General features: G+C 65.9%; 10 protein-coding genes. 3 read left to right on the forward strand and 7 right to left on the reverse strand.

Going from position 1 to position 12491, the window contains the following annotated elements:
* Nucleotides 1–137 precede the first annotated feature (137 nt).
* From KBC96_07560 to KBC96_07570, 3 genes are read right to left on the reverse strand one after another with little or no spacing between them, the layout of a single operon-like run.
* Nucleotides 138–1010, reverse strand: a complete 873-nt coding sequence (locus KBC96_07560; protein MBP6964245.1) for an NAD(+)/NADH kinase — start codon at nt 1008–1010, stop codon at nt 138–140.
* 54 nt (nt 1011–1064) lie between these two features.
* A complete protein-coding gene (locus KBC96_07565) occupies nt 1065–2978 on the reverse strand; it encodes an endo-1,4-beta-xylanase (GenBank protein MBP6964246.1) in 1914 nt (637 codons plus the stop codon).
* Complete coding sequence (locus KBC96_07570) at nt 2975–4072, reverse strand: EVE domain-containing protein (protein MBP6964247.1); 1098 nt, start codon at nt 4070–4072, stop codon at nt 2975–2977. The genes KBC96_07565 and KBC96_07570 overlap by 4 nt, the downstream gene beginning before the upstream one ends.
* Before the next feature lie 283 nt (nt 4073–4355).
* Between KBC96_07570 and KBC96_07575 the strand changes: the two genes are divergently transcribed.
* From KBC96_07575 to KBC96_07585, 3 genes are read left to right on the forward strand one after another with little or no spacing between them, the layout of a single operon-like run.
* Nucleotides 4356–5555: an MFS transporter gene (locus KBC96_07575; GenBank protein MBP6964248.1), complete on the forward strand. Its 1200-nt coding sequence runs from the start codon at nt 4356–4358 to the stop codon at nt 5553–5555.
* A 32-nt stretch (nt 5556–5587) separates the two neighbouring features.
* Complete coding sequence (locus KBC96_07580) at nt 5588–6658, forward strand: PD40 domain-containing protein (GenBank protein MBP6964249.1); 1071 nt, start codon at nt 5588–5590, stop codon at nt 6656–6658.
* Nucleotides 6659–6673: 15 nt separating this feature from the next.
* Complete coding sequence (locus KBC96_07585; GenBank protein ID MBP6964250.1) at nt 6674–7753, forward strand: hypothetical protein; 1080 nt, start codon at nt 6674–6676, stop codon at nt 7751–7753.
* Between the two features lie 239 nt (nt 7754–7992).
* Here KBC96_07585 and KBC96_07590 read toward each other — a convergent pair whose 3' ends face one another.
* The 4 genes from KBC96_07590 to KBC96_07605 all read right to left on the reverse strand — a co-directional run bounded on the left by KBC96_07590 (nt 7993) and on the right by KBC96_07605 (nt 12470).
* Nucleotides 7993–9717 carry a radical SAM protein gene (locus tag KBC96_07590; protein MBP6964251.1) on the reverse strand — a complete coding sequence of 575 codons (1725 nt, stop codon included), beginning with the start codon at nt 9715–9717 and terminating at the stop codon, nt 7993–7995.
* Between the two features lie 110 nt (nt 9718–9827).
* Complete coding sequence (gene ftsZ, locus KBC96_07595; GenBank protein MBP6964252.1) at nt 9828–10865, reverse strand: cell division protein FtsZ; 1038 nt, start codon at nt 10863–10865, stop codon at nt 9828–9830.
* A 29-nt stretch (nt 10866–10894) separates the two neighbouring features.
* The gene (ftsA, locus tag KBC96_07600; GenBank protein ID MBP6964253.1) at nt 10895–12133 is read right to left on the reverse strand and encodes a cell division protein FtsA; all 1239 of its coding nucleotides are present in this window, start codon (nt 12131–12133) and stop codon (nt 10895–10897) included.
* 34 nt (nt 12134–12167) lie between these two features.
* Nucleotides 12168–12470: a small basic family protein gene (locus KBC96_07605; protein MBP6964254.1), complete on the reverse strand. Its 303-nt coding sequence runs from the start codon at nt 12468–12470 to the stop codon at nt 12168–12170.
* Nucleotides 12471–12491: the final 21 nt, after the last annotated feature.

Raw genomic sequence — 12491 nt, forward strand, 5'->3', positions numbered from 1 at the left:
GTGCGCCTCCGGGCGCGTATCGAAGGACGGTCGGGCCTGCACTGCATTGGGCGCTCCGCAGGCCGCCCTTCGATACATCCGCCGGAGCGGACACTCAGGGCTGTCGGGTTTCCCTCTCCCCCGTCATTCCTCTATCCTCACACCTCACAGTCGAACCGCCCGCCCCAGCGGAGCCTGCTCTGGAGCTTGTCGAAGAACGTCATGCCGCCGACCTCGATGAGCCGCGCCTTGTGCTCGGACTCCCCGACGAGGACCTCGTCGCCCTCCTCCAACCGGACCCCGACCTGGCCGTCCACCGTGAGCATGACGACTTCCTCGATGTCGCCGCCGATCACTACCTTGACGATCTCGCGGCTAGGCACCAGGAGCGGCCGCACGTTGAGCGTGTGCGGGCAGATCGGGGTGATGATCGTGACGCTCAGCTCGGGCGCCACCAACGGCCCCCCGGCTGAGAGCGAGTAGGCGGTCGAGCCGGTAGGCGTCGCGACGATCAGCCCGTCGGCCTGGTAGGTGGTGATGTACTTGTCCGAGACGTAGGCCTGCAGGCGGAGCATGCGGGCGAGCGGGCCCTTGTGGATCACCGCGTCATTCAGCGCGGCGGCGGAGGCGATCTCCTTCCCCCCTCGGCTGACCGAGGCCCGGAGCATCATACGCTCCTCGACCTCGCATCGGCCTTCCAAAACGGCGTCCACGGCGGACTGCGCGTCCCCCGGCAGAACGTCGGTCATGAAGCCGAACTCGCCGAACCGCACGCCGAGCATCGGGACCCCGGCGGGAGCCATGATCCGCCCGGCGCGCAGGAGAGTCCCGTCGCCGCCGAGCACGAGCGCGAAGTCCGCCGACGAGAGTTCCCTGGGAGTGGCCGCAAGCTCGGGGAAGCCGCACTCCCCGGCGGCGTCCGACTCGATGATGACGGAGGCGCCCCTGCCCTGCAGGTGCGGCGCGAGGCTGCGGGCAAGCTCGACCGCCGCCTGCTTGGTCGTATTCAGTATGATTGCGATGGTCTTCATGGTCTCTTGCGTCACGGTGGGAATCAAGTGATTATAGCAGATGCGGGCGCGCCTCTACAAACCGACGGACAGCGCCAACTCGCCGAGCTGCTGGCCGTTGCCCGCGAACTTGATGTACAGCGGACCCCCGGCCCAGGCGCTCACGTCCACCTCGTGCCGGCTCCGGTTGCTCTTGCCGGAGAGGACAGTCTTCCACGCGACCCGATCCGACGACGCGAGCACCTGCCACTCGTTCGCCTCGTGGGCCCCGACGTCCAGCTCCAGGTAGGCGCTCTTCGCCTTCGACAGGTCGAGCTTGTAGGTCCACGTGCCGCTGAAACGCACGCTCGGCGCGCCCCCGCTGCCCTCGTTCTCGACGAGATAGCGGCTCTCGACGGTGCTGTTCGCCAGGAACTCGATCACCGGGCCGTCGGATACGCGCACGGGTATCCGCATCCACGGAAGCTGTTCCGACTGAACCGTCCCCTGGACCAGCAGTTCGGCCGTGCCCGCCTCGAAGTCGGCCGGGAGCAGGAACTTCACCGTGACGTCCCCGACTTCCCCGCCGGCGAGATAGACGGGCCGGCAGGAACCCTCGCGGCCGTTGATGCGCGCCTCGAGCCGCACGAACGCGCCCCGTCCGGAGTCGTTGTGCGCCTTGAACGTCAGAACCTGGTGCACGCCCCGGATCAAGTAGAGCCGCGAGGTGCCCTCCGGGGGAGCTATCCCCAGCCACACGTCGCGCTTCGACCTGTCGTCGTAATCCGGGCGGGACATCGGCGTGGGATCTTGGACTTCATCGGCGCTCAGCACGAACACCGGGTCCGGGCCGACCTCGACGGCGCCGCCCTCGATCTGCACCGGGCCGCCGAGCCGCTTCGCCTCGACCCAGCGCTTCCCGGCGGGCAGTTCGAGCGGCGCCTTCTCCTTGCCGGGATGCCACGCCGCTAGGAGCAGCTTGCCGTCCTTCCCGCGGAACCTGTGACAGCGGAGCGCCTGATGCTCGATCGGGCCGAGGTACTGAGAACCCTCCAGCATGCCGGTCACGAACCGGTACGCCTCGAACGCGGGCTTGCGCGCGCCGTCAGGGCGGATGAGGCCGTATCCCGGGCCGCCCCAGTCCTTGACCGAGAACCAGAAAACCTTGGTGACGTCTATGTCCGAGAGGCTCAGGCCGGCGATCATCGCCTGCTGGAGGAGACGCGCCTGGACGTCCTCCGTGATGCCCGCGTCGCCGGTGGACCAGCCGAGTTCGGTCAGCCAGACCTCCTTGTACCGCTCCCGGTAGTTCACCATCAGATCGCGCAGGTTTCGGAGCTGGAGTGAGAACCACTCGTCGTTGAACGTATCGCCCCACTGGTAGGGGTGGACCGCCATGACGTCGAAGAAGGGGCCGCCGCCGTACTGGTAGACGCGCTCCAGGAAGGGGAGGTTGACCCCGGCGAGCCCCCCGAAGACGACCTTGCACTCGGGGTCGGCCTTCTTCGCGGCGACGTACGCGCCCTTCAGGAGGTCGCAGTACTGCTCGATGGTGCCGGTCCAGAAGCCGATGTCCGGCTCGTTCCAGACCTCCCAGTACTTGACCTTGCCCTTGTAGCGGGAGACGACGGTGTGGACGAAGTTCGTCCAGTCCTTCAGGTCTCGTGGAGGCGCGCTGTTCTCTCCGTTCGGGCCGGAGGAGGCCCACTTGGGGGTGTAGCCGAGGATGACGAGCAGTTCGACGCCCTCATCCTTCGTCCAGCCGTTGACTTCGGCATCGGCGCTCTTCCAGTCGTAGACGCCGCGCTCCTTCTCGACCGCGCCCCAGTCGAGGGCGGAGCACCCTGCCCCGCACCGGACCCACTTGACGCCGGCGTCCCTGATCCCCGGCCACGAGCAGATGACCCCGAAGGGGGAGTCGCGGTTGCGGACGACATCGGCGGAAAGGGGCTGAAGAAGACTCAGAAGAAGAGCGGGAATGAACCAACGCGTCCCACAGACAGACTTCATAGCTCATCTGCCTCGCATGACTCCGATATCTCGGTCAGAAACTCGGGTTTTAGATGCCGTACTACAGTCGCGATCTCACTGGCCGAGGCCCGTAACGATGAGAAGGAGAGGAATCTGCACATCTGCGCGAGCGGCGGTCTCAGCCTTGAGAATGTCGGGCGATTCACCTCAGTGATGACCTTGTCCCTCCGTTCCTCGGGTGCCACCAGGTAGAGTGGAATATTCAGGTTCGGTTGCATGGCAACGAGATCAGACATGCGCAGAAGACCAGAGTATATTGACGTAGTACTCTCGATCTCGAAGGCGGCCACGATAGCGTTGCCATGCAACCATAGCACGTCAATGTGCTCAATAGTCTTGTTCGTCGCTTCGTCGAACTGAAGCGGAAGCTCTTTCTTGATGCGGGGAAGGTCGGCGAACTTGCGTCCATTGACCTGTCGCCCTCTGTCATTGCGGGCAACCCATACGTCCAAGCCCATGTCGTTTCCGAGCTTTAGCAGAAGCCACTGGATCTCGCCATGTTCTCTGGGCTCTCTAGCCGCGTGCTCCTCTACCCCCGACTCACCATCCGGCACCGTCACCGGGCCAATCGCTGCTTTGAGAGTCTTTGGCCGTCTGGTGAGCTTGGCGGGATCCACGGGACGCAAGACCGGGTTACGGACGGCATCCTCAACCGCTCTCAATACAGCCTCACCATCTTGGCGGTTCCACTTGCAGGGAGAGCCTCTGAAGCGACCAGTCCACGAGCTAGGTGCCTTCATGTTTTGAAAGAAGCTGAGACGATCACTCAAATGATGTACCGGCACGGCTGTATCCGGGGTCAACGCAGCTACTACCTTGACCTTGAGCCTGCACGGGAAATCTTCATCAGCCCATATCGGAGTCGTATCTTCGAACACCGGAGACAGTACTTCCAGCACTCCGACAAATCTCGATACCCCCGTCAGGTAGCACAGAAGGTAATCCCCCGGCTTGATTTTCTCGGCATGCACCTTTCGGGACGCACGGAATCCGCTCACAGCGGCCCCGGCATCCTGGAACTGCTGCCATGTCACGCCCGTGAACAGGTCAAGCCAGTAGTCGCGCTTATCCATGCCTTGCACCAACTCCTTGTACTCACTCGATGGACAAAGGGGGACGTGCACCCAACCGTAATCCCAGATTCCCGGGCCCGGCAATAGACACGCCTCGTTTGCCAGAGTGTTCAACACCTGAGAGGACCTTTCCTGCTCGGTCGTCCGGGTGGGACCGGTCATCGCGATCCGCGCTCTGCTCTGCCTCCGCCTCAGTCCGGGGAGAACCGCGCTTGACACAGCATTGCTCGTGTGTCATTCTTTAGGCGGATCGCCGCACCGCAATCAGCAGGGAACAAGGCAGTTGTTCGATGCATTCCGCTACCGAAACTACAGGCTATACTGGACGGGAATCGTCCTGTCCGCGATCGGCAGTTGGGTGCAGAACACCGCGCAGGGGTGGCTGGTATACGACCTGACCCATTCGTCGCTGATGCTCGGCACGGTGGGATTCCTCGGGGCGCTCCCGGTGACGCTCCTGACCCTGCTCGCCGGGGTGCTGGCCGACAGGGTTGACCGGCGGCGGCTGCTCTTCCTCACGCAGACGGTGCTGATGGCGTCGGCCTTCATGATGGGCCTGCTGACGTCTTACGGGGTGATAGCCGTCTGGCACGTGATGGTGCTGGCGACGATGTCGGGGTTCGCGTCGGCGTTCGACATGCCGGTGCGCCAGTCGGTGGTCCCGACGCTGGTCGGCAAGCGCCACATCATGAACGCGATCGCGCTGAACTCGACGGCGTTCAACAGCGCGAGGATAGTCGGCCCGGCGCTGGCGGGGATCCTGGTGCCGGCGATCGGGCTGGGCAAGTGCTTCTATTTCAACTCGGCAAGCTACCTGGCGATGATCGCGGCCGTCGCGCTGATACGGATCGAGAGTTTTCGGAAGCCGGACGACGAGCAGGGGATCTGGGCGGACTTCCGCGGGGGACTGAGCTACGTCCGGCACAACAAGACCGTGCGGACGCTTGTGTGCCTGGCGGCGGTGCCGAGCCTCTTCGCGATGCCTTACGCGATGCTGATGCCGGTCTTCGCGGAGGACATACTGGGCGTGGGCATCAGGGGCCTCGGCCTGCTGATGTCGTCGGTGGGGGTCGGCGGGCTGACGGCCGCGCTCACCCTGGCGATGCTGAGCAAGTCCGAGCGCAAGGGGCTGATACTCACCACGGCGACCCTGCTGCTGCCGGTGATGCTGGTGCTCTTCGCGAACTCGCGCCATTTCGCGCTGTCGCAGGTCTTCCTGGTGGGCCTCGGGTTCAGCAACCTGATGTACCTGGCGAGCACGAACTCCCTGATACAGACCGTCGTGCCGGACGAGCTGCGCGGGCGCGTCGTGAGCGCGTACATGTTCGCGTTCGTGGGGATGGGGCCGATCGGACAGCTCATGATGGGCGCGGTGGCCCAGGCGGTCGGCGCGCCGGCGGCGTTGACGGCGGGCGGGATCGTGTGCGCGGCGAGCGCGGCGGGGGTGCTGTTGTTCCAGCCGGGGATCAGGCGGCTGACTTAGGCGGCTGCGCGGCGGATAGCGGAGGTGTTTCATTGAAGAGACTGATACTGGTCGTGCTCGCGCTGGCGGCTCAAGGCGCCTGGTCCGCGCAATCCACGCCCCCGACGGGGTGGAGCGCGGACGGATCGCGGATAATCGTGGCGGGGAACCTCTCGGACGGCAAGGGGATATACATCCTCGACTCCGAGGGGCGGAAGCACGAGTACATCCCGTTCGAGCACGAGGTCCTGGCGGTCAAGTGGCCGAACGTGGACGGGCCGATGTGCCTGCTGGCGCGCCACCCGGACGGGCGATACTACCTGTGGTCCGCGAACTCGACCGGGATCATAGACAGGGTGTCCGAGCGCAGCGTGTACGTCGGCCGACTGCCGAGCGCGGGCCTGTTCGACTGCTCGCCGGACGGGCGCTACGTCGTCTTCGCTTCCGGGACTGGAGCGGAGATTGACCTCTGGAGGGCGGACACCGAGCGGACGCCCGACAAGCAGCTCACGAACTCCGGGGGAAGGGATTTCGGCCCCGCGTGGTCTCCGGACGGCAGGCGGATAGCGTTCTCCAGCGAGAGGGGCGGCACCGCCGGAATATGGGTGATGCCGGCGGGCGGCGGACCGGCCAAACGGCTGGTGGACGGGCCCGGGCAGGAACTCGATCCGTCATGGTCGCCGAAGGGAAACGACCTCCTCTACCTGGTGAAGGGCAAGGGCGAGGGCATCTACGCGTGCTCGGCATCCGGCGGGAGCAGCAGGCCGATAGCGGTCGGGGGGCGCGATTATGCCGCGCCTGTCTGGTCTCACACGGGCAAGTGGATATCCTTCGTCTACGGCAGCAACCCCGCGAACCTCTTCTGCACGCCGGCCGACAAAGCGAAGGGCTACGGCCCCTACTACCAGACCAGTTTCGACCGATCGGCCGGCCTGAAGGTGGAGACCCGCGCGTCCGCATGGTCCCCGTCTCGCGACCAGCTCGTGTTCGCGACATACGAGACGGGCAAGATGACCGTCAGGCTGGCGAACATATCTCCCGGTTACGGGGCCGTGCCGAGGGACATATACATGGATCCGGGGATCTTCGGCGCGGGGAAGATCAACACCGGCACCGACCGCTGATCGAAGGAGCGACGCATGTCTCAACACGGGGTGGCCCCCTACGACCGCATCGTCCGGGATTTCCGACAGCTCGACTCCGCGGAGACGCTCCGCACCACCTGGGACGTCGAGCGCCTGATCCTCATGCAGTCCGTGCAGGGGCACGCGCACGAGGGACACGGGGTGTTCTACGGCGTCAGGTACTCGAACACGACGATGGACGACATCTCGAGGGCGCTCCGGCTCGACCCCGTCGCGATCCGCGAGGACCGGCAGCGCCTGATTGACGGCATCGGGCAGTACGCGGACAGGGTGCTCGCCGGGGAGGAGCGCCCCCCGCTCGAGGACGATGAAGGGCTCCCGCTGCTCAATACGGCCTCGCTGAGGGGCCTGGACGTCTCGGGCATGGAGGTCCTGCGCGGGCTGTATGCCGGTGGGCTCCGCGACGACACGGAGGTCCGATTCGCGGCCGAGGAGCGCTACGGCATCACCATCGGAGGCGGCAAGTGCTGCCTGGTGGACACGCGCGTCATGCATCAGCTCGAGCTGAACGGCGACATACTGGCCCACGGCGCGCACGAGGACATGATCCAGTACTACCGCGACGTGGGGCTGATCGTGGCGGACGAGGGGCCGGACGGCGAGGGCGTCGAGTACATGTACATCCGGCACAGGCGCGGGCGCGGCGCATCCGACGACACGGCGATCGTCGCCGCGGGGATGCTCTGGGGGATCGGGACGGCGGTCGGCGTCTTCCTGGCGGACGCGATAGACACGCTGGAGAAGCACGTCCCCGTTTTCAGCGACCAGGACGGCGGACTCGCGCGGAAGATCCGGGCGGGCTGCGGCGACATCTGCGTCCCGGACGCGGACGTGAGGCACCTCGCGTACCTGTCGGCCGTCCCGGAGAAGGCCCCTATAGAGGTCCCCGACAGCTCGCTCCGCCGGATGCTCGTCGTGGACCGCGGGCACGACATCAACGCGCTGGAGAGCCACTTCCTATTCGTGCAGGGCAGGCGTTACCCGCCGACCCGGATCGGGCACGAGGAAGTGCCGAACAAGGCTTTCTACGAGTACGTGGCCGCCCGACTGCGCAAGTCGCCGGGACCGCTCTAGGCGCGGGGAGCACATGCCGGATGCCGCCAACCTGCCGTCATGCTGAGCTTGACTCAGCATCCACCCGGGGGGTCCTGGATCCTGAATCGAGTTCAGGATGACCACACGTCGTTCAGGATGACGGGCGGTCGTTCAGGATGACGCCGGTACTACATGCGACACACACCGTCAGCCCTGAGTGCTCGGAGCGAAGCGGAGAGTGTATCGAAGGGCGGCCTGCGCGGGGAACGGCCCTCCCGCTAGGGGGACGAAGCGCAGACCCCGCACCTCGCGCATCGGCCGACGTCGCACGGGGGAGTGGGCTCGCCGAGCACTGCCAGTTCGTACTCGCGCCGGAGGTAGTCCTTCCGCACGCCGAGGTCCATGTGGTCCCAGGGCAGAACCTCGCTCACATCCCTCGCACGAGTCGCGTAGAAGGAAGGGTCCACCCCGCCCCGCCGGAACGCCGTCCGCCAGTTGACTCCCTCGCGCGCGGCGGCAAGCAGGGCCTCCCTCAGCCGGCGGTCTCCCCGCGCGAGTACCCCCTGCGCGACGGAGTCCCGGGCGCTCTCCCCGACTACCTCGACCGACTTGACCCCGCCGAGCGAGCAGCGGATGACCGACAGCTTACCGGAGAGCGATTTCTCGCCGTCCATCGCGGCCCACTGGAAGGGCGTCCACGGCTTCGGGACGAAACAGCTTGCCGAGACGGTCACCCTCTCCCAGGCGCGCCCGCCGGCAACTCGGACGGTCAGGTCGGCGATTCCACGGATATCCTCCGGAGCCTCGGTCGGCAGGCCGACCATGTAGTAGAGCTTCAGCCTGCGGAAACCGGCGTCCCAGGCGACGTCGGCGGCGCGCAGAACGTCGTCGTCAGACATGACCTTGTTCAGCACCCGGCGCAGGCGCTCCGACCCCGCTTCCGGGGCGATCGTGAGGGTCTCCTGGCCGCCGCGCCGGAGGGTCTCGGCGATCTCCGGGGTGAGCGCGTCGGCGCGCATGGACGATATCGAGAACTCGCGGCCCCGGTCGGTAAGAGCCGCGCACACGGGGAGCGAGGACGGGTGGTCGAAGACCGAGGCGCTGACCAATCCGACGCGCGCCCGACCCAGGGCGTCCTCCGAGGATCTGACGGCGGCGATCACGCTCTCGGCCGACCGGGCGCGAGGGGGCAGGAACGCATATCCGGCCGCGCAGAACCTGCATTGGCGCCCGCATCCCCTGGCAAGCTCGGTGAGGATCATGCCGGAGAACTCGGTGTCCGGGGTCAGGATCGCCGTCGTCGAAGCGAACTCGTCGAGGCGGCGCACCCACCTGCGCCTGACCCGCCCCGGCGCGCCGTCGAGCGCCTCCATGCCGGAGAGAGCGCCGTCCTCCCGGTAGAGCGGCCGGTACAGGCTCGGCACATAGACCCCTTCGATCGAACTGAGAAGGCGGAGGAGCGCCCGGCGGTCGCGGAACGGGGCGTCGGTCAGCGCACGCACGATCCCCGGGAGGGCTTCCTCCGCTTCGCCGATGAGGAAGGCGTCAACGAACGGCGCGAGCGGCTCGGGGTTGAACGTGACCGCCGGGCCTCCCGCGATCACCAGCGGCTGGTCGGGACCGCGATCCGCGGCGACTTCATCCATGCGTGACAGGGAGAGCGTTCGCAGTAGGTTCGGGTAGTCCATCTCAAACGAGACGGAGAAGGCGACGACGTCGAAGTCCCGGACGGGAGTCAGGGTCTCCATGGACAGCAGGGACTCGCCCGTGCGGCGCAGGTCCTCGAGGGTCTCGGGATCGGGGAGGAACACCCTCTCGCAGGAGGCGCCTTCCGTGTCGTTCAGAATGCGGTAGACGGCGTGAAACCCGAGGCTCGACATGCCGACGCGGTAGGTGTTCGGGAATGCCAGCGCGAAGCGGAGGCCGCCGGCGCGGGGGGTGCGGCTCGCGCCGGTCTCCCTCGAAAGCTGATCTCGAATCCCGCGGATGAGTCGGCTGGACATGGTCTGATGCGGGGAGCGCCGGCGCACCTGCAAAAGGCGCGAACAAGCCGACCCGACCGCCAGGGCGGAGGGATCGGCTTGCTCACATGGTTCGTCGGCAGATCGAGATACTATCTGCGGCGAAGGAACGCCGGTATGTCGAGTTCGTCGGCGTTGGCCGATACGGGCACGCTCTCCCGGGACCCCATGCGGTCGTTCTTCACGGGCCTGGTCGCGTCGAAGCCGGTGGCCAGTACGGTGACCTGAACGGCCCCGTCCATCCGGTCGCTTATGACCGTGCCGAAGATGATGTTCGCGTCGCGCTCGTCGCTCGCCTTGAAGATCACGTCGGCGGACTCGTAGACCTCGGAGAGGGTCAGGTCCGACCCGCCCGTGATGTTGAGGAGCACGCCGCGCGCGCCGTCAATGCTGGTTTCGAGCAGCGGGCTCGATATGGCCGACTGGGCGGCCTCGATGGCGCGGTTCTCGCCCGTCGCGTAGCCGATGCCCATGAGAGCGGCGCCGGCATCCGACATGACGGTCTTCACGTCGGCGAAGTCAACGTTGATCATGCCGGGAACGGTGATGATGTCCGAGACGCCCTGGACGCCCTGCCGGAGGACGTCGTCGGCCATGCGGAAGGCTTCCAGGAGGGTGGCCTTCTTCTCGGTGATGCCGAGCATCTTGTCGTTCGGGATGACGATGATGGTGTCTACCTTGTCGCGGAGGCTCTCGACGCCCTCCTCCGCCACGCGGGACCGGCGCGGTCCCTCGAAGGCAAACGGCTTGGTCACGACACCGACTGTGAGCGCGCTCATCTCCCTCGCGATCTCAGCGATCACCGGGGCCGCCCCGGTGCCGGTGCCCCCGCCCATGCCCGCGGTCACGAAGACCATGTCCGCGCCTTCCAGCGTCTTCTTGATCTCCTGCTTGCTCTCCTCGGCCGCCATGCGCCCGATTTCGGGATCTCCTCCGCAGCCCAGGCCCTTGCAGATGCCCTCGCCCAACTGGAGATGCAGCTCCGCCGCAGACATGTCAAGCACCTGAGCATCCGTGTTCATAGCCAGGAAGTTGACACCGGAGACGCCGCACTCGATCATGCGGTTGACGGCATTCGTCCCGCCTCCACCAACGCCTACTACCTTGATCTTCGCGTACTGATCAGCCATTCTATGCCCCCCCTTTGTTTATTGAAAACCTAGTCCCCACCGATTCCGGCGAGTAAATCCCGAAGCCGTCTCCATACGCGAGGAAGAACGGCCTCGCCCTCACTGTCGCGAGCATTCCCGCGCTCGTGCCTGGCCCAGAACTCGACCAGGCCCACGGCCGTCGCGCACGCCGGGCTGCTCACCGACTCCACCAGTCCCGTAACACCAGTAGGCGACCCGACCCTGGCCGCCATGCCGACAGCCTGTTCCACAAGCTCCGGCAGTCCTCTGAGCAGTGACCCGCCTCCCGTCAGCACAATGCCGGCGGGCACCCTGTCGGCGCATCCTGCCTTCTCTACATGCTCTCGGACCATCTGCAGCAGCTCGACCATGCGAGGTTCGATGATCTCGGCCAGCACCTTCCGGGGAAGCTGCCTGGGCCTCTCGCCGCTCAGACTGACGAACTCAAACGGTTCGTTTTGGTCCTCGCACAGAGTATGAGCTGAGCCGAAGTTCACCTTCAGCCGCTCGGCCTCTTCGATCGAAGTCCTCAGACCTATCGCTATGTCGCGGGTGACATGGCTGCCACCCACCGGCACAACTCCGGAATAGTATATACTACCTCCGACGTAAATGGCAACATCGCTCGTGCCGCCCCCGATATCCACCAGGACCACGCCGAGTTCGGTCTCCGCAGGGGACAGCACGCTCTCGGAGGTGGCGATCGGCTCGAGCACCGTGCCGTCCACTTCGCAGCCCGCCTGGCGGACGCACTTCATGACGTTCTGGATGAAACTGGTCATCCCGGTCACGATGTGCGTCTCGACCTCGAGCCGGTTGCCGTGCATGCCGACGGGCGCGTGCACCCCGTCCTGGCCGTCCACCGAGTACCAGCGGGGGATCGCGTGGACGATTTCCCGGTCGGCCGGCAGGACGATGATCTTCGCGGTATCGAGCAGCCGCTCGACGTCGCCGTCGGTGATCTCGCGCGTCGAGTGCGTGATGGCTATGACGCTCCGGCTGTTCAGGCAGGCGATGTGCTCGCCGGTGACGCCGACGACGACGGAACGGACTTCCTCGCCGGCCATTCTCTGAGCCTTGTCAACCGCGCTGCGGACGGCATCCGTCGTGGACTCGAGGTCAATCACCACGCCTTTTTTCAGGCCGTCGCACGGACTGATGCCGACGCCGATCACCTCGGGCGCAGACCCGGGCGAAGCCTCCGCGATCACCGCGCAGATCTTGGTGGTGCCGATATCGAGTCCGGTTATCAGGCGACTATCCGACAAAATCCACCCCGCACCGCCGATCAGCCGGCGCCGTCTAGGATTCCCTCTTTGAAAGCGCGATCTTCGTCAGCCACTGCCGCCTGATGAGCGACAGGTTCAGGAACAGCCGCCCGCCGAGCACCACGACGGCCGCAAGGAACAGGTCTACGCCGATCTGATCGCCGAGGTACGCGAGCAACCCCGCCAGCAGGGCGTTGACGACGAAGCCGGACAGGAATATGTCGGCCTCGAACTTCTCCTCGATCCCGGCCCTGATGCCGCCTGAGACGGCGTCGAGACCGGCCAGCGCCGCGAGAGAGAGATAGCTCGCGATGTTCGGCGGCACCGACACGTTCATGAAGTATATCGCAAAGAATCC

This window comes from Armatimonadota bacterium (assembly GCA_017993055.1).
Taxonomy (GTDB): domain Bacteria; phylum Armatimonadota; class UBA5829; order DTJY01; family DTJY01; genus JAGONM01.